Raw genomic sequence first — 17,667 nt, 5'->3', positions numbered from 1 at the left:
TCCTTTCCGTAAGGCCGGGGGGCTCTGCCCCCCAGACCCCCCGGGATATTTGTGGCAAGATAAATCAGGCCGGTTGTTGTTCGAGCGCGGTGGCGGCGGCCTCAAGGCGGCGGACGGCCTCGGCCATGTCGTCTTCGGTGATGGTCAGCGCCGGCAGGAGCCGCAGCACGTTGTCGGCGGCCGGCACGGTCAGCAGGTTCTGCGCATAAGCGGCCTTCACCACATCCCCGGGCGGCAGCTTGCAGCGCAGGCCGAGCATCAGGCCCTGACCGCGCACCTCCTCGAAGATGTCGGGATGGGCGGCGACGAGGCCTTCGAGCCGTTGGCGCAGGAAGCCCGCCTTGCGGCTGACCTCTTCCAGGAAACCGGGGGCGGTGACGATCTCGATCATCTTCGCGCCGATCGCGCAGCCCAGCGGATTGCCGCCATAGGTCGAGCCATGCGTGCCCGCGGTCATCCCCGAGGCGGCGTTTGCGGTGGCAAGCACGGCGCCGAGCGGGAAGCCGCCGCCGATGCCCTTCGCGACCATCATCACATCGGGGGTGACGCCCGCCCATTCATGCGCGAACAGCCGGCCGGTGCGGGCGACGCCGCATTGCACCTCGTCAAAGACGAGAAGCGTGCCGGTGGCGTCGCAGATCTCGCGCAAGGCTTTCAGGAAGCCCTCGGGCGCGGGGCGGATGCCGCCTTCACCCTGAATGGGTTCGATCAGGATCGCGGCGGTGGTGTCGGTGACGGCGGCCTTGACGGCCTCCAGATCGCCCCACGGCAGGTGTTTGAACCCGGGCAGCAGCGGGCCGAAGCCTTTGACCATCTTCTCGGTTCCCGCCGCGGCGATGGCGGCAGAGGACCGGCCGTGGAAGGCGCCCGAGAAGGTCAGGATGTCGCTGCGCTCGGGCTGGCCCTTTTCGTAGAAATACTTGCGCACCATCTTCACGGCCAACTCGCAGGCCTCGGTCCCCGAATTGGTGAAGAAGACGGTGTCGGCGAAGGTGTTGGCCACCAGCATGTCGGCGAGCCGTTCCTGCTCCGGGATCCGGTAGAGGTTCGAGACATGCCAGAGCTTGCCCGCCTGTTCGGTCAGCGTCGCGACCAGTTCCGGCGCGGCATGGCCGAGCGCATTGACCGCAATCCCCGCGCCAAGGTCGAGGTATCGGCTGCCATCCTCCGTCCAGAGCCAGGAGCCCTCGCCGCGCACGAAGGCGAGGGGGGCACGGGTGTAGGTCGGCAGCACGGAAGCGATCATTTTCTGCTCCTGAAAATGGAAGGCCAAGGCGTGCAACAGGCGCGGGGCGGCTGTCAACGGTCTGGGGCCTTCAGGGACGGTTTTGTGGAAAGGGTGTGGCGAGAGGCCACGGGAGATCAGACGTCAGGCGCGGGGCGCGCGACGTCGGGGACGGGCAAAGAGGGTGGTCCGGGTGATCATGCCCTTCGCTTAGCGGCGGGCTGACGCAAAGTCAAAGGAAATGACTGCTTCACGCTTTTGCGAAAGATGCGGGACAGATGCGCATCTGCCTTGGCCCCGGGGGGCTGCGTCTCTATGATGCCCGCGACTTGAGGAGGACCCCGCATGATCGTCGAGACCGGTCACTTCGCCCTGATCCTGGCCCTTTGCGTGGCGCTGGTGCAGGCGATCATCCCGCTGGTGGGCGCGCAAAAGGGCTGGTCGGGCTGGATGGCTGTCGCCACCCCCGCGGCGCTGGCGCAGTTCCTGCTGATCGCCACGGCCTTTGCCGCGCTGACCTATGCCTTTGTGGTGTCGGACTTTTCGCTGAAGCTCGTCTACGAAAACTCGCATACCGACAAGCCGATGCTGTACAAGGTCACCGGCGTCTGGGGCAACCACGAGGGCTCGATGCTGCTCTGGGTGCTGATCCTGTCGATGTTCGGCGCCGCGGCGGCAGCCTTTGGCGCCGCTTTGCCCGAGCGGCTGCGGGCGCGGGTGCTGTCGGTGCAGGCGACGATCGGCGTCGCCTTCCTTGTCTTCGTGCTTTTCACCTCGAACCCGTTCCTGCGGCTTGAAGAGGTGCCCTTCAACGGCCGTGACATGAACCCGCTGTTGCAGGACCCCGGATTGGCCTTCCATCCGCCGTTCCTCTATCTCGGCTATGTCGGGCTTTCGATGGCCTTCAGTTTCGCCGTGGCCGCGCTGATCGAGGGGCGGGTCGATGCCGCCTGGGCGCGCTGGGTGCGGCCCTGGACGCTTGCCGCCTGGATCTTCCTGACCATCGGCATCGCGCTGGGCTCGTGGTGGGCTTACTACGAACTCGGCTGGGGCGGCTTCTGGTTCTGGGACCCGGTGGAAAACGCCTCGCTGATGCCTTGGTTGCTGGCGGCGGCGCTGCTGCATTCCGCGATCGTCGTGGAAAAGCGCGAGGCGCTGAAAAGCTGGACGATCCTTTTGGCGATCATGGCCTTCGGCTTTTCGCTGATCGGGACGTTCCTGGTGCGCTCGGGGGTGATTTCCTCGGTGCACAGCTTTGCCAATGACCCGAAACGCGGCGTGTTCATCCTGTTCATCCTCGCCTTCTTCACCGGCGGTGCGCTGACGCTTTATGCGGCGCGGGCCTCGAACATGCAGGCGAAGGGGCTGTTCTCCATGGTCAGCCGGGAATCGGCGCTCGTCGTGAACAACGTGCTCTTGGCTGTGGCGGCGCTTGTCGTCTTCACCGGCACGGTCTGGCCGCTGGTCGCGGAGCTGGTCTGGGCGCGCAAGCTCTCGGTCGGCGCGCCGTTCTTCGAAAAGGCCTTCACGCCCTTCATGATCGGTCTGGCGCTGCTGCTGCCGCTCGGTGCGATGATGCCGTGGAAACGCGCGCGCCTGGGCACGCTGGCGCGCCCGCTTCTGCCCGCCCTCGCGCTGACGCTGGCCGTTCTGGCGCTCGTCTGGGTGATGGCGACGGGGCGGCCGATGCTGGCGCTGGGTGCGGCGGGGCTGGGCGCCTGGATCGTCTTTGGCGCCTTGGCCGAGATCTGGCAGAGGGCTGGGCGGACGCCGGGGCGCGTCCTGCGGCTGCCGCGGGCCGATTGGGGCAAGGCCTTTGCGCATGGCGGCTTGGGCATCGTCTTTGCCGGTGTCGGGCTGCTGATGGCCGGTCAGATCGAGGATATCCGCGTGGCGCAGGCGGGCGAAAGTTTCACCGTCGGCGGCTACACGATCACGCTCAAGGGCGTCGAAGAGGTGCCGGGGCCGAACTTCACCTCGAAGACGGCGACGATGGAGGTGCGGCAAGGCGACAAGCTCGTCGCGACGCTGCATCCCGAAAAGCGCATCTATCCGGTGCAGGCGATGCCGACGACCGAGGCCGATATCGACAACGGGGTCTGGCGCGACGTCTATCTGGTGATCGGCGACCCGCAGGAGGGCGGCGGCTGGGCGGTGCGGACCTATATCAAGCCCTTCGCGAACTGGGTCTGGGCGGGTTGTCTGATGATGGCCTTTGGCGGCGGCCTGAGCCTGAGCGACCGGCGCTATCGCAGCGCGGCGGGCGCGCACCGGTCTGTGGCCCCCAATGCTGTCGCGGCGGAGTGAGTGATGCTGAAACGTCTTGCCCTGTTGTTGCTGCTCGCCACGCCCGCCCATGCGGTGCAGCCCGACGAGGTTCTGTCCGATCCCGGGCTTGAGGCTCGGGCGCGCCAGATCTCGCAGGTGCTGCGCTGCCCGGTCTGTCAGGGCGAAAACATTGACGAGTCGAATGCCGAAGTCTCGCGGGATCTGCGGCTTGCGGTGCGTGAGCGGCTGGTGGCGGGTGATACCGACGCGCAGGTGATCGACTACGTCAAGTCGCGGTTCGGCGAATATGTGCTGTTTGAGCCCGAACGCACGGGGGCGAACCTGATCCTGTACTGGATCGGGCCTGCGGTGCTGGTGGTGGCTTTGGGCGGGGTCTTCCTGTGGCTGCGCGGGCGTCGGCGCGAGGACGAGGCGGGGGCTACTGTGCTGTCGGCCGAGGAAGAGGCGCGGCTGACGGAGTTGCTGAAGGAGTGAGGGCTTTCGCCTCGGGCAAGCCCGAGGCGACCCGCGGGGGGCTGCGCCCCCCGCGCCCCCGCTTTGCGTATTTTGCCAAGGAAAAGCCGGGGCCGGGGGCTGTTTGTGACGTGCGGTTTCGCTTTGCCTTTCGCTGCCCGCGCGGCAAGCTGGGGCAAAGAGGAGGCAGGCCATGAGCTATCACACGATCCGCTACGAGATTTCCGAGGGGCTGGCGGTGATCACGCTCGACCGGCCCGAAGTGATGAATGCGCTGAATGCGGCGATGCGGCGCGAGCTGACCGAGGCGCTGCACCGCGCCCGCGGCGAGGCGCGGGCGATCGTCTTGACCGGATCGGGGCGGGCCTTCTGCTCGGGGCAGGATCTGGGCGATGGCGCAGCCGAGGGGCTGAACCTCGAGACCGTGCTGCGCGAGGAATATGAACCCCTGCTGCAGGCGATCTACAGTGCGCCGCTGCCGGTTCTGGCGGCGGTGAACGGGGCGGCCGCGGGGGCGGGGGCCAATCTGGCGCTGGCGGCCGATGTGGTGATCGCGGCGCAGTCGGCGGCGTTCATGCAGGCCTTCACCCGGATCGGCTTGATGCCGGATGCGGGCGGGACCTGGTGGCTGCCCCGGCAGGTCGGCATGGCCCGCGCGATGGGCATGGCGCTTTTTGCCGAGAAGATCGGCGCCGAAGAGGCCGCGCGGATGGGGCTGATCTGGGAAGCCGTGCCCGATGTCGATTTCGAACATCACTGGCGGGCGCGGGCCACGCATCTGGCGAAGGGGCCGACGGCGGCCTTTGCGGCGCTGAAGCGGGCCTTCCACATCGGGCTGTCGAACCCGCTTGGCGCGCAGCTCGCGCTCGAGGCCCGCTATCAGGGCGAGCTTGGCCGCAGCGCGGATTTCCGCGAGGGCGTGCAGGCCTTTCTGGAAAAACGCCCGCCGCAGTTCACCGGGCGCTAGGCCCTTGCCCCGCTCGCCCGCCCGCGCTACCCAAGGCGGGCCGCGGGCGTGGCGGAATGGTAGACGCATGGGACTTAAACTCCCTCGGAGGCAACTCCATGCCGGTTCGAGTCCGGTCGCCCGTACCAGCCTCTTTCTGGGCGTGAACCTTGCCGTCAGGGCCTTGCAACCATAGATCGGACAAAACCGAGAGGGAGAGCCGATGGCCCGCAGACCTGCCACCCCGCTGGAAGATCGTCCGAAGCCGAAACGCATGGGCGCGATCCGGGGTCTTGCCCCCTTCATCACCCCCTATCGCCGTCTGGCCCTCGCCACCTCGGGCGCGCTGGTGCTGACGGCGATGGTGACCCTGATCCTGCCCATCGCGGCACGCCGCGTGGTCGACGGCTTCCAGCAGGGCGGCGAGCTGCTCGACAGCTATTTTCTGGCCGCCCATGTCATCGCCGCGCTGCTGGCCGTGGGCACCGGGCTGCGCTACTGGCTCGTCACCCGCTTTGGCGAGCGCGTCGTCGCCGATATCCGCAAGGCGGTCTTCGGCAGGGTGATCGAACTTTCCCCCGCCTTCTACGAGCGCATCCTGACCGGCGAGATCATCTCGCGCATCACCACCGACACGACGCTGATCCTGTCGCTGCTCGGCTCCTCGATCTCGGTCGCGGCGCGCAACATCCTGATCCTGATCGGCGGCATCACCATGCTGCTGTTCACCTCGGCGAAGCTGACCGGGCTGGTGCTGTTGATCGTCCCCTTGGTCATCGTGCCGATCGTGGTGATGGGGCGCCGTCTGCGCCGGCTCAGCCGCGAGAACCAGGACTGGATCGCCTCTTCTTCGGGTTCGGCGTCGGAAGCGCTCAGTTCGGTGCAGACGGTGCAGGCCTTCACCCATGAGGCGCTGACCCGGAACGCCTTTTCCGAGGTCACCGAAAAGGCCTTCGCCTCGGCCAATGCCCGCATCACCACCCGCGCCATCATGACGATGATCGTGATTTTCCTTGTGTTCGCCGGGATCGTCGGCGTGCTCTGGATCGGTGCGCGCGACGTGCGCGAGGGGCTGATGACGGTCGGCCAGCTGGTGCAATTCGTCATCTATGCGGTGATGGTCTCGGCCGCTGTCGGCGCGCTGACGGAAATCTGGGGCGAGGTGCAGCGGGCCGCGGGCGCGACCGAGCGGCTGGTGGAGCTGCTCCATGCGGGCGACACCGTGACCGATCCGGCCAGGCCGGTGCCGCTGCCAAGCCCGGTGAAAGGCGCGATTGCCTTTGAAAATGTCACCTTCCATTACCCCTCGCGGCCCGAGACCTCGGCCCTGAACGCGGTCAGCCTGTCGATTGCGCCCGGGGAAACCGTGGCGCTGGTCGGCCCCTCGGGCGCGGGAAAAACCACGATCATTCAGCTGATCGAGCGGTTCTATGACCCCGAAGCGGGGCGGATCACCCTTGATGGTGTCGATCTGCGTGACCTCGCGCGGGCCGATTACCGGCGCGCGCTGGCGCTGGTGCCGCAAGACCCGGTGATCTTTGCGACGACGGCGCGGGAAAACATCCGCTTTGGCCGCCCCGAAGCCACCGATGCCGAGGTCGAGGCCGCCGCCCGCGCAGCCTACGCGCATGACTTCCTGTCGGCGCTGCCGCAGGGCTTCGACACCTATGTGGGCGAGCGCGGCATCATGCTCTCGGGCGGGCAGAAGCAGCGCATCGCCATCGCCCGGGCGATCCTGCGCGACGCGCCGGTGCTGCTTCTGGACGAGGCGACCTCGGCGCTGGATGCGGCCTCGGAACGCGCGGTGCAGGCGGCGGTCGATGATCTGCGCGCCACCCGCACCACGATCATCGTCGCGCATCGCCTTGCCACGGTGAAGAAAGCCGACCGGATCGTGGTCTTCGATCAGGGCAAGATCGTCGCGCAGGGCACGCATGAGGCGCTGGTCGCGGAAGGCGGGCTCTATGCCGAACTGGCGCGGCTGCAATTCACCGATGGCGCAAGCGCCTGAATCGGCTTGTCCTTGCGTCATGCCCGCCATGACGTGACGTTTGCGGCAATCCCGCCCTTGCCCGGGTGCCGCTTTATGACGCATTCTGCGCCCAAGGCCTGCGGAGGAACGGGCCGGGGGAGGACACCATGACCGAGACCTATGCGACCGTGGCCGACCGCGACCGCGTCGAAGGGCAGATGCCCTGGGAAGACCGCGACCGCGCGATCACGATGTATGACTTCCTGTCCCGGGTGACGGCGAAACACGGGGCCCGTCCGGCGCTGACGTTCCAGATCACCTCGGGGCCCAAGGATCATTCGGTCACCATGACCTGGGAGCAGGTTCTGGCCCGGGTGACGCAGGCCGCGAACCTTTTGCGCCGCATGGGCGTGGGCGAAAAGGACACGGTGGCTTACCTGCTGCCGAACAGCCTTGAAACCGCGGTGGTGCTGCTGGCGGGCACGACGGCGGGGATCGTCAACCCGATCAACCCGCTGCTGGAGCCCGAGCAGATCGCCGCGATCCTGCGCGAGACCAAGGCCAAGGTGCTGGTCACGCTGAAAAGTTTCCCGAAATCCGACATCGCGCAAAAGGCGGCCGAGGCGGTCAAGCACGCGCCGAACGTCAAGACGATCCTCGAGGTCGATCTGAACCGCTACCTGACCGCGCCGAAATCGTGGATCGTGCCCTTCCTCCGGCCGAAGACGCATTTCCGCCATCACGCCGATGTCTATGATTTCAACACCGCCTGCGACGGCCAGCCCGCCGACAAGCTGGTGTTCGAGGATGCGAAGACCGACCGCGTGGCGGCCTATTTCCACACCGGCGGCACGACGGGCATGCCGAAAGTGGCGCAGCACAAATATTCGGGCATGGTCTACAACGGCTGGCTCGGCGGCACGCTTCTGTTCCGCCATACCGACGTGATGATCTGCCCCTTGCCGCTCTTCCACGTCTTTGCCGCCTATCCGATCCTGATGTCCGCGATCCATTCCGGCGCCCATGTCGTGTTCCCGACCCCTGCGGGCTATCGCGGCGAGGGGGTCTTCGACAATTTCTGGAAGCTGATCGAGCGCTGGCAGGTCACCTTCCTGATCACCGTGCCCACCGCCATTGCCGCGCTGATGCAGCGCAAGGTCGATGCCGACATTTCCTCGCTGCGCACGGCGATTTCGGGCTCTGCGCCCCTGCCGGTCGAGCTTTACAACCGCTTCAAGGACGCCACCGGGGTCGAGATCTGCGAGGGCTACGGGCTGACCGAAGCCACCTGCCTTGTCTCGATCAACCCGGTCGACGGGCCGAAGAAAGTCGGCTCGGTGGGCATTCCGCTGCCCTACAGCCACGTCCGCATCCTGCGCAAGACCGAGGCCGGTTTCCTTGAATGTGCGGCCGACGAGGTGGGCGAGATCTGCGTCGCCAACCCGGGCGTGTTCGAGGGCTCGACCTATACCGAGGTGGACAAGAACCACGACCTGTTCGCCGAGGAACGCTTCCTGCGCACCGGCGATCTGGGCCGGATCGACCCGGACGGCTATCTCTGGATCACCGGCCGCGCCAAGGATCTGATCATCCGCGGCGGCCACAACATCGACCCCGCGGAAATCGAGGAGGCGCTGCTCGCTCATCCGGCCATCGCCTTTGCGGGCGCGATCGGCCAGCCCGACGCCTTTGCGGGCGAGCTGCCCTGCGCCTATGTCGAGCTGGTCAAGGATGCGACGATCACCCCGGACGAGCTGATGGCCCATGCCAAGCGCCACATCCACGAACGCGCGGCGGTGCCGAAGCACATCGAGGTGCTGGACGAACTGCCGAAAACCGCGGTGGGCAAGATCTTCAAGCCCGAGCTGCGCAAGCGGGCGATTGTCCGGGTGCTGGATGCCGCGCTGGCCGAGGCTGCGGTGCCGGTGCATGTGGTCGCGGTGGTCGAGGACAAGAAGCGCGGTCTGGTGGCGCAGCTGGCGACCACGGGCGATCACGACGCGGCGAAGCTGGGCCAGGTGCTGGGGCAGTTCACCGTGCCCTGGGACTGGGCCGAGTGACCGGCCGCGACAGGGCGTATTTGGGCCAAGAAGAAATCAGCGGGTCTGCTCCCTGAGCAGATCCGCTGCGGTGTGGCCCGCCGCCACCGGCGCGGTTGGCCGCGCGTTGCCGTGACAACGGCGCCTATACGAGAGCCAGATCCCAACCGCCGCCGCAATGGCGTGCGCGTGCCATTGCCTGCATCGATGGTGCGATAGGCTGGCTTGGCCACGGTCTTGCAAGTCGGGGCTGTCATCAAAGCTTCACTGGACATCCTTCATTCAATCCATAATTCATAAATTATGGAAAGATCAGCCGCCCCCGCCTTCGCCTGCCTTGGCCATCCCGGCCGTCTTGCCGTGTTCCGGCTACTCATGCGCTTTGCGCCGCAAGGCGTGCGCCCGACGGAGATTTCCGCCGCGCTGGGGATCAAGCAAAACACCCTCTCGCATCATCTGGCGGACCTGATGGCTTGCGGGCTGGTGCAGGTGCGCCGCGAGGGGCGGTCGCTGTTCTATGCCGTCGACCTTCAGAAAACCGAATCCCTGATCGGTTATCTCGCGCTCGATCTGGGCCGGGCTCGTCCCGACCTGATGCCCAAAGCCCTTCCTGACAAGGCAAATCTCATGTCCGACACTGCCTTCAACGTGCTTTTCATCTGTTCGGGCAACTCCGCCCGCTCGATCTTTGCCGAGGCGCTGCTCTGCGATCTGGGGGCGGGCAAGTTCATCGCCCATTCGGCTGGCACAAGGCCCGGAACCTCGATCAACCCCGTCGCGCTCGAGGTTCTGGCCCGCAACGGCCATGACACCGGGGGCCTGCGCGCCAAACATCTGTCGGAGTTTCAGGGCCCCGCCGCGCCGCAGATGGATTTCGTCTTCACCGTCTGTGACACTGCCGCCGCCGAAGAGTGCCCGCCCTGGCCCGGCCAGCCGATCACCGGCCATTGGGGCCTGCCCGACCCGGTGAAGGCCGTGGGCACCGAGGCGGAAAGGGCGCTCGTCTTCGCGCAAACCTATGGCGCGCTGCGCCGCCGGATCGCCGCCTTTGTCGCGCTGCCCTTCGGCACGCTCGACCGCCTTGCGCTGCAAACCCGCGTCGATGCGATCGGCATCGCGCTTGAAAAGGAATGACCATGGCGAGGATTGCGATCAACGGCCTCGGCCGGATGGGAAAACTCGTGCTGCGGCGGCTGGTCGATCTGGGCCACGCGGCCGAGATCGTGCTCTTGAACGACGCCGTGGGCGATGCGGAAACCCATGCGCTGCTTCTCGAGTTCGACACAGTGCATGGCCGCTGGTCGGCCCCCACTGCGGCCTCCGAAGGCGCGCTGATGATCGATGGACACCGCATCCCCCTGACACGGGAAAAGAGGCTCGAGGCCCTGCCGCTGGCCGAAATGGGCGTCGATCTGGTGCTCGACTGCACCGGCCATTTCAAAACCGCGGCAAAGCTTGAACCCTATTTCGATGCAGGTGTGCGCAAGGTCGTCGTCTCGGCCCCGGTGAAGGACGAGGGCGCACTGAACCTTGTCTATGGCGTCAATCACACGCTTTACGATGGCAGCCAGCGGCTGATCACGGCGGCGTCCTGCACCACGAACTGCCTTGCCCCGGTGGTCAAGGTGATCCACGAAGCCCTTGGGATCAAGCACGGATCCATCACCACGCTGCATGATGTGACGAACACGCAGACGATCGTCGATCGCCCCGCCAAGGATCTGCGCCGCGCCCGGTCTGCGCTGATGAACCTGATCCCGACCACCACCGGTTCGGCCACGGCGATCACGCTGATCTATCCCGAGCTCACGGGGCGGCTGAATGGTCACGCTGTCCGGGTGCCGCTGCTCAACGCCTCGCTCACCGATTGCGTCTTCGAGCTTGAGCGTGCGACCACGGTTGAGGAGGTGAACGGCCTGCTCAAAACCGCCGCCGAGGGGCCGCTGAGCGGCATTCTCGGCTTCGAGACCCGGCCGCTGGTATCGTCGGATTTCACCAACGATCCGCGCTCGGCCGTGATCGACGGGCCGTCGACGATGGTGGTGAACGGCACGCAACTGAAGCTTTACGCCTGGTATGACAACGAATGGGGCTATGTCTGCCGTCTGGCCGATATCGCCCGGATGGTGGCGGGGTCACTGTGAGCGCCAATCCGATCCGCGCCTATGCCGCCGTCACCGCCGCCTATTGGGCCTTCATGCTCAGCGATGGCGCGCTCAGGATGCTGGTGCTTCTGCAGTTCAACGGGCTGGGCTTCAGCGCCTTGCAGCTTGCCTGGCTCTTCCTGCTCTATGAAGTCGCGGGCATCGCCACCAATCTTGGTGCGGGCTGGCTGGCGGCGCGCTTCGGACTTGCCGCGACGCTGTATGGCGGGCTCGGCCTGCAGGTGGCGGCTCTCGTGGCACTTGCCCAACTCGATCCGGGCTGGTCGATCCCCGCCTCGGTCACGTTCGTGATGGCGGTGCAGGGCGTCTCGGGCGTCGCCAAGGATCTGGCGAAGATGTCGTCAAAATCGGCGGTGAAACTGCTGGCGCCAACGGGGGAGAGCGGGTTGTTCCGCTGGGTCGCGGCGCTCACCGGATCAAAGAACGCGGTGAAGGGGCTCGGATTCTTCCTGGGCGCCGCGCTCTTGGCGCTTGTCGGTTTCAAACCGGCGATTTGGGGCATGGCGGTTCTGCTGGCCCTGATCCTGATCGCGGTCGTGGCCTTTCTGCCCGCAGGCCTGCCGGGGCGGATGAAATCCGAAGACAGTTGGGGCGGCTGGCGATCGCAAAACCCGCAGGTGAACCGGCTCTCGCTGGCCCGGATGTTTCTCTTCGGCGCTCGCGATGTCTGGTTCGTCGTCGGCCTTCCGGTCTATTTCCAAGCGGTTCTGTCCGATGGCACGGCCGAGGGCCGACGCGAGGCGTTCTTTCTCACCGGCGGTATCATGGCGCTCTGGATCATCGCCTATGGCGCGGTGCAGGCCTTTGCCCCCCGGCTTCTGGGCGCGAAATCCCAGCCAGAACCCGCCATCACCGCAAAAGCCATCGCTTGGGCGGGCTATCTCGTTCCGATCCCCTTCGTGCTTGCCCTCGCCGTGCTGATCGCCCCCGCGCCCGCCCCGTGGTTGACCGCAACGATCCTCATCGGGCTTCTCGCCTTCGGCTTCGTCTTCGCCATCAATTCCTCGGTGCATTCCTACCTGATCCTCGCCTTTGGCGACGCGCGGCGGATCACCCGCGATGTCGGCTTTTACTACATGGCCAATGCGGCGGGGCGGCTCATCGGCACGCTTTTGTCGGGCCTGAGCTACCAGATCGGCGGGCTGGCGCTTTGCCTTGCCACCGCGGGCGCCATGGCGGCGGCAAGCTGGATCGCCGCGCGCAGGCTGGCCTAGCCGCCCGTGTGGCTCATCATCCGCGCGATCTCGCCTGCCCGAGGTGGGGCCTGCCGCGTCAGAAATGTCGGCCGGGGCATCCGACTGGACGCCCCGGCACGTTGTGTCAGTTCCCGCCTTCGCCGCCGGGGGCGAAGTACTCTCGCGTCAGCTTGACGATGACCGGCGAGAGAAGAAGCAGCGCAATCAGGTTCGGGATCGCCATCAGCGCGTTGAGCGTATCGGCGACCAGCCAGGCGAAATCGAGGCTCAGCGTCGCGCCGAAGAAGACCGCGATGGTCCAAAGCACCCGGAACGGCTTTTCGCTGATCGTGCCGAGCAGGAATTCCCAGCATTTCTCGGCGTAATAGGCCCAGCCAAGGATGGTGGTGAAGGCAAAGAGCGCAAGGCAGATCGTCAGCAGATATTTGCCATAGCCCGGCATCGCCGCCTCGAAGGCCGAGGAGGAGAGCATCGCCCCGGTCTCGCCATTCGTCCAGACGCCGGTGACCATGATCGCCAGACCCGTCAGCGTGCAGATGATGATCGTGTCGATGAAGGTTCCCATCATCCCGATCACGCCCGAAAACACCGGGTTCGAGGTCGAGCCCGAGGCCTGCGCGATGCCCGCGGTGCCCAGCCCCGCCTCGTTCGAGAAGATGCCCCGCGCCACACCCTTTTGCATCGCCATCAGGATGGTCGAGCCAAGGAAGCCGCCCGCCGCCGCCGTGCCGGTGAAGGCATCGGAGATCACGGTGGCAAAGGCCGAGGGGATATTTTCGGCAAAGACCACCAGCACGACGCCCACGCAAACCAGATAGACGATCGCCATGAAGGGCACGACCTTTTCGGCCACCGCGCCGATGCGCTTGATCCCGCCCAGAACGACGAGACCGGTGAGGGCCATCATCACGATGCCCGAGATCCAGGGCGCAATGCCGAAGGAGTTCTGCACCGCGCTCGCGATGCCGTTCGCCTGCACCATGTTGCCGATGCCAAAGCCCGCAAGCCCGCCGAAGAAGGCGAAGGCCGTGGCGAGCCAGGCCCAGTTCTTGCCCAGCCCGTTCTTGATCGCGAACATCGGACCGCCGATGTGCTCGCCCTTGTCGTCCACCTCGCGGTATTTCACCGCGACGACGACCTCGGCATATTTCGTTGCCATGCCGACAAAGGCGGTGACCCACATCCAAAAGAGCGCCCCCGGGCCGCCGACCGCAATGGCGGTGGCGACGCCCGCGATATTGCCGGTGCCGATGGTGGCCGAAAGCGCGGTCATCAGCGCCGCATAGGGGGTGATTTCCCCTTCCGACTCCGCGCCGGGGGTGCGGCTTTTCCAGATCATCCGGAAGCCGTAGATCAGCTTGCGGATCGGCATGAAGCCCAGACGGATCTGCAGGTAAAAGCCTGTGCCGATGATCAGGACGATCATCGGAACGCCCCAGACGATCCCGTTCAGCCACTCGAAGAAGTTATGAATCAGTTCCAAACGCCAGTCTCCTCTCTGTCCCTCGCACCAGCGTCTTCGACGAAAAGACGCGCGGGTGTGCAGCGCGGGTCGCGTTGCCGGGATCTTGTGCTGTGTTCGCCCCCCCTCGTAAGTCCGCAGCAGATCGAAGTTCAACCCGGCGTTTCACCACACCCTCCGGCGCGGCTGGCGGAGGCCTGATCCGAGACGGAGGGTGTTTCTGCGCAGAGGGTTATCTCGGTTTGCGCGCGTGAAACCGCCGCAGCCGCAGGGGCAACCGCGCAGCGTCGGCTGGCGGGCAGGTCGGCGCGCGCGTCGGGTCAGCTTTCGGTTTCGCTGAACGTGGCAAGCTGGTCGTGGTAGTCCCTGGCGCGGACCCAGACCGCCAGACGCGCCAGAAGATCGTCAAGCTGCACCAGTTCCTCGGGGCTCAGCGGCGCCACCAGCAGCTTTTCGAGCGCCTCAGACAGTCGCCCGGCCGCCTCGCGTTTGCGGCTGCCTGCCTCGGTCGGATAGAGCCGGAACTTGCGCGCATCGTTTTCGTCGTTCTCGCGCCGCACCAGCCCCTGCTTGATCAGGCTCTGGATGATCCGCGAGGTCAGCGTCCGTTCCAGATCCGCCATCTGCACCAGATCGACGAAGGTCAGCCCGGCGTGGTCGTGAATGATCCGCAGCGCCCGGACCTCGCGGATGCTCAGCCCCAGCTGATGCTGAAAGATCCCGTCGTTCGCATCGATCGACTCCTTCGCCAGCATGTCGAGCCGGAACGTCAGCCGTTCGCGCGAAAAGGGTTTTTCCATGGTCCGTGATCCTTCTGCGGCGCCGGGCAGGTCGTGCCGATGGCCTCAAGGTGGGCGAGGAGGGCGGAAATTGCAACCATTGCCCGGGTCAACGGTCTCGAGTTTCGCTTGCATTTTTCACTTGTTGCAAGAAGCAACTATTGTATATTGCGCGCAGAGGCAAGCAGGTGACCCGAGTCGTTCCTCCCGCCCCTGCCGCGAGACCTCGCCTTGTTCATGCGCCCCTCGCGCTTTCCAAAGGACCACCGAGATGTCTGACACATCCAAATCCTCCTATCAGGGGACCGACAGGCTCCTGTTCGGGATCATCATGGGCGTTCTGGCCTTCTGGCTGTTTGCCCAGACCACGCTCAACATCGCGCCGCAGATGGCGGCCGATCTGCAGATCGAACAAAGCCTGATGAACATCGCCGTGTCGATCACGGCGCTGTTTTCCGGCATCTTCATCGTCGTCGTCGGCGGCCTCGCCGACCGGGTCGGCCGCGTCCGCATGGTGATGTGGGGCTTCGTGCTGTCGATCCTCGGCTCGCTCCTCGTGGGTTTTGCCCCCACGGGCGCCTCGGGCAGCACCTTCCTGATGTTCGGCCGCATCGCCCAAGGGCTGTCGGCGGCCTTCATCATGTCTTCAAGCCTCGCGCTGGTGAAAACCTATTGGGAGGGCGCGGCGCGGCAGCGGGCGATCAGCCTGTGGTCGATGGGGTCTTGGGGCGGATCAGGCTTTGCCGCGCTCTTTGGCGGGCTGATGGCCTCGAACGTCGGCTGGCGCTGGATCTTCATCATCTCGGCCGTCGTCTCGCTCGTCGGCATGCTGATGGTGCGCGGCACCCCCGAGTGCAAGGCCGAGGCCAAGGGCAGCTACAAGTTCGACTTCAAGGGCTTGGTCACCTTCCTGATCAGCATGGTCGCGTTGCAGATCGTCGCGACGCAGGGCTCGAAAATCGGCTGGACCGATCCGCTGACGCTTGGCCTCGCTGTTGTCGCGGTGGTGTTTGGCGTGATCTTCTTCCTGCTGGAAACCCGCTCGAACGCGCCTTTCGTCAACTTCAAGCTGTTTTCCAACCGGATCTATACCGGGGCGACGATCTCCAACTTCCTGCTCAATGGCATCGCGGGCATGATCATCGTCTCGATGATGCTCCTGCAACTCGGTGGCGGGCTGACGGCGCAGGCGGCGGGCATGCTGACGCTCGGCTATGCGATCACCATCGTCGCCTTCATCCGGGTCGGCGAAAAGCTTCTGCAACGCTTCGGTTCGCGCAAGCCGATGCTCTGGGCCTGCCTGATCTCGGGCCTGTCGATCGCGCTGCTGCTGCCGACGAACCTGATGCTCGACCAATACCGCATCCTCGCCGTGATTTCCTACATCCTGCTTGGCCTTGGTCTTGCCTTCTACGCCACCCCCTCGACCGATGCGGCGCTGTCGAACCTGCCCGATGATCAGGCGGCGGCCGGGGCGGGCATCTACAAGATGGCCTCGTCGCTCGGTGGCTCCTTCGGTGTGGCGATCTCGGCGGCGATCTTCACCGCACTCAGCGCCAATGACGCCTCGGTGCAGTGGATGCAGGGCGTGATCACCTTCGTCGGGCGGCAGGACAACGTCGCCATCCGCGAAGCCGCGCTGGTCGCGCTCGGGTTCAACCTGATGCTGGTCCTCGTCGCCATCCTCAGCATCCTGCTGACGATCCCGGCGGGCAAGAAAGCAACCGCCTGACCGCCTTTGCCCCCGCCGGACGGCTGGCGGGAGCACCCCGAAACCGCCTTACAGGAGCGTGACATGAACGCCATCATCACCCGGCTCGAACAGGACAAATCCTTGATGGAAACCTGGTTCGCCCATCTGCACCGCACCCCCGAACTCTCGATGCAGGAAGAGCGCACCGCCGCCTTCATCGCCGACACCTTGCACAGCTTTCCCGGCGTCGAGGTCGTCACCGGCGTCGGCGGGCACGGCATCGTCGCCTCGATCACCTCGGGCAAGGGCGGCAAGGCCATCGGGCTGCGCGCCGATTTCGACGCCCTGCCGATCCAGGAGGTGAACGACCTGCCCTGGAAATCGCAGATCCCCGGCCGGGCGCATCTGTGCGGCCATGACGGCCATACCGCGATGCTCTTGGGCGCAGCGCAATACCTGTCCGAGACGCGCAATTTCAACGGCACGGTGCGGATGATCTTCCAACCCGGCGAGGAGACGATGCAGGGCGGCCCGGCGATGATCGCCGATGGTCTGTTCGAGCGCTTCCCGGTCGATGCGGTCTTCGGGATGCACAACATGCCGGGGCTCGAAAAGGGCAAGCTCTACTTCACCGAAGGCGACACGATGGCTGCGGTCGACAACTGGGAGGTGGAGATCACCGGCAAGGGCGGCCACGGCGCCTTTCCCGAACTGGCGATCGATCCGGTCGTGGCGGGGGCGTCGCTGGTGATGGCGTTGCAGACGGTGGTGGCGCGCAATGTGGCGCCCTCCCATAGTGCTGTCGTCACGGTGGGGGCGTTTCAGGCGGGGCAAGCGGGCAATGTCATCGCGCAAAGCGCAGTGCTGCGGCTCTCGATCCGCACCACCACGCCGCAGGATCGGGCCGTCGTTTTGGGAAATGTCCGGCGTCTGGTGGCGCGCCAGTGCGAGTCCTTCGGCTGCAGCGCCGAAATTCGCGAGGGCGTGCCGGGGGCAGTGCTGACCAACGACCCCGAGGAAACCCGCAAGGCCGCTGCCATCGCCCGCGCCGCCTTTGGCACGGACAATGTGATCGACAAAGGCCCGACCTATCTCGGCTCCGAGGATTTCGCCTTCATGCTGCAAAAGTGCAAGGGCACCTATTGCTTCCTGGGCAATGGCGACACGAAATTCGTGCATCACCCCGAATATGTGCTCGACCCCGAGATCCTGCCGATCGGCGCCGCCTATTGGGTGGCGCTGACCGAAGCCACGCTGCGCTGAGACTGTCCCTTCCCGCGCAGCGCCCGTCCCGAGTGATCGGGGCGGGCTTTTCGTATCACGACTGGCCGGGGCTCAGCGCGGATCGGTCGGGCGTCCGGCGCGGGCGCGATAGGCGGGCAGCGTCCAGCCGAAGACGATCGCCCCGGCCCGCGCCGCAAAGGCTACCAGCCCGCCCGCAAGCGCGT

General features: G+C 65.9%; 13 protein-coding genes and 1 tRNA gene. 11 read left to right on the top strand and 3 right to left on the bottom strand.

Annotated elements, in window-relative coordinates; all coding sequences use genetic code 11:
- Positions 1-64: 64 nt before the first annotated feature.
- Entirely contained in the window at positions 65-1,246 is a 1,182-nt protein-coding gene (locus tag C8J30_RS11905) for an aspartate aminotransferase family protein (protein WP_110806203.1), read from the bottom strand.
- Positions 1,247-1,570: 324 nt separating this feature from the next.
- Here C8J30_RS11905 and C8J30_RS11900 point away from each other — a divergent pair, with 324 nt between their 5' ends.
- The 9 genes from C8J30_RS11900 to arsJ all read left to right on the top strand — a co-directional run bounded on the left by C8J30_RS11900 (position 1,571) and on the right by arsJ (position 12,303).
- A complete protein-coding gene (locus tag C8J30_RS11900; RefSeq protein ID WP_110806077.1) occupies positions 1,571-3,532 on the top strand; it encodes a heme lyase CcmF/NrfE family subunit in 1,962 nt (653 codons plus the stop codon).
- Between the two features lie 3 nt (positions 3,533-3,535).
- Entirely contained in the window at positions 3,536-3,988 is a 453-nt protein-coding gene (locus C8J30_RS11895) for a cytochrome c-type biogenesis protein (RefSeq protein WP_110806076.1), read from the top strand.
- A gap of 172 nt (positions 3,989-4,160) precedes the next feature.
- Positions 4,161-4,934, top strand: coding sequence for an enoyl-CoA hydratase-related protein (locus C8J30_RS11890; protein WP_110806075.1), 774 nt, complete (start codon positions 4,161-4,163; stop codon positions 4,932-4,934).
- 42 nt (positions 4,935-4,976) lie between these two features.
- Positions 4,977-5,062: transfer RNA gene (locus C8J30_RS11885), tRNA-Leu, on the top strand.
- A gap of 74 nt (positions 5,063-5,136) precedes the next feature.
- Positions 5,137-6,924, top strand: coding sequence for an ABC transporter transmembrane domain-containing protein (locus tag C8J30_RS11880; RefSeq protein ID WP_110806074.1), 1,788 nt, complete (start codon positions 5,137-5,139; stop codon positions 6,922-6,924).
- Between the two features lie 128 nt (positions 6,925-7,052).
- A complete protein-coding gene (locus tag C8J30_RS11875) occupies positions 7,053-8,945 on the top strand; it encodes an acyl-CoA synthetase (protein WP_110806073.1) in 1,893 nt (630 codons plus the stop codon).
- A 282-nt stretch (positions 8,946-9,227) separates the two neighbouring features.
- A complete protein-coding gene (locus C8J30_RS11870; protein WP_110806072.1) occupies positions 9,228-10,058 on the top strand; it encodes a metalloregulator ArsR/SmtB family transcription factor in 831 nt (276 codons plus the stop codon).
- A 2-nt stretch (positions 10,059-10,060) separates the two neighbouring features.
- Complete coding sequence (locus tag C8J30_RS11865; RefSeq protein ID WP_110806071.1) at positions 10,061-11,068, top strand: ArsJ-associated glyceraldehyde-3-phosphate dehydrogenase; 1,008 nt, start codon at positions 10,061-10,063, stop codon at positions 11,066-11,068.
- Positions 11,065-12,303: an organoarsenical effux MFS transporter ArsJ gene (arsJ, locus tag C8J30_RS11860; RefSeq protein WP_181420864.1), complete on the top strand. Its 1,239-nt coding sequence runs from the start codon at positions 11,065-11,067 to the stop codon at positions 12,301-12,303. Before C8J30_RS11865 ends, arsJ begins: the two co-directional genes overlap by 4 nt.
- Positions 12,304-12,409: 106 nt before the next feature.
- Here arsJ and C8J30_RS11855 read toward each other — a convergent pair whose 3' ends face one another.
- Complete coding sequence (locus tag C8J30_RS11855) at positions 12,410-13,768, bottom strand: alanine/glycine:cation symporter family protein (protein WP_110806069.1); 1,359 nt, start codon at positions 13,766-13,768, stop codon at positions 12,410-12,412.
- A 299-nt stretch (positions 13,769-14,067) separates the two neighbouring features.
- Positions 14,068-14,547 carry a MarR family winged helix-turn-helix transcriptional regulator gene (locus C8J30_RS11850; RefSeq protein WP_110806068.1) on the bottom strand — a complete coding sequence of 160 codons (480 nt, stop codon included), beginning with the start codon at positions 14,545-14,547 and terminating at the stop codon, positions 14,068-14,070.
- A gap of 250 nt (positions 14,548-14,797) precedes the next feature.
- Here C8J30_RS11850 and C8J30_RS11845 point away from each other — a divergent pair, with 250 nt between their 5' ends.
- Together C8J30_RS11845 and C8J30_RS11840 are read left to right on the top strand one after the other, a co-directional pair.
- Entirely contained in the window at positions 14,798-16,258 is a 1,461-nt protein-coding gene (locus C8J30_RS11845; protein ID WP_110806067.1) for an MFS transporter, read from the top strand.
- Between the two features lie 63 nt (positions 16,259-16,321).
- Complete coding sequence (locus C8J30_RS11840) at positions 16,322-17,482, top strand: amidohydrolase (protein WP_110806066.1); 1,161 nt, start codon at positions 16,322-16,324, stop codon at positions 17,480-17,482.
- Positions 17,483-17,667 lie beyond the last annotated feature (185 nt).

Origin of the sequence: Rhodobacter viridis (assembly GCF_003217355.1) — a bacterium.
GTDB classification, from domain to species: Bacteria; Pseudomonadota; Alphaproteobacteria; order Rhodobacterales; family Rhodobacteraceae; genus Rhodobacter; species Rhodobacter viridis.
Note: the sequence above shows the minus strand (reverse complement) of the source record. Positions and strands in the feature narration are given on the sequence as shown.

Coding starts and splice junctions, on each gene's coding strand:
- C8J30_RS11905 (WP_110806203.1), bottom strand. CDS start 1,246: ATGATCGCTTCCGTGCTGCCGACCTACACCCGTGCCCCCCTCGCCTTC.
- C8J30_RS11900 (WP_110806077.1), top strand. CDS start 1,571: ATGATCGTCGAGACCGGTCACTTCGCCCTGATCCTGGCCCTTTGCGTG.
- C8J30_RS11895 (WP_110806076.1), top strand. CDS start 3,536: ATGCTGAAACGTCTTGCCCTGTTGTTGCTGCTCGCCACGCCCGCCCAT.
- C8J30_RS11890 (WP_110806075.1), top strand. CDS start 4,161: ATGAGCTATCACACGATCCGCTACGAGATTTCCGAGGGGCTGGCGGTG.
- C8J30_RS11880 (WP_110806074.1), top strand. CDS start 5,137: ATGGCCCGCAGACCTGCCACCCCGCTGGAAGATCGTCCGAAGCCGAAA.
- C8J30_RS11875 (WP_110806073.1), top strand. CDS start 7,053: ATGACCGAGACCTATGCGACCGTGGCCGACCGCGACCGCGTCGAAGGG.
- C8J30_RS11870 (WP_110806072.1), top strand. CDS start 9,228: ATGGAAAGATCAGCCGCCCCCGCCTTCGCCTGCCTTGGCCATCCCGGC.
- C8J30_RS11865 (WP_110806071.1), top strand. CDS start 10,061: ATGGCGAGGATTGCGATCAACGGCCTCGGCCGGATGGGAAAACTCGTG.
- C8J30_RS11850 (WP_110806068.1), bottom strand. CDS start 14,547: ATGGAAAAACCCTTTTCGCGCGAACGGCTGACGTTCCGGCTCGACATG.
- C8J30_RS11845 (WP_110806067.1), top strand. CDS start 14,798: ATGTCTGACACATCCAAATCCTCCTATCAGGGGACCGACAGGCTCCTG.
- C8J30_RS11840 (WP_110806066.1), top strand. CDS start 16,322: ATGAACGCCATCATCACCCGGCTCGAACAGGACAAATCCTTGATGGAA.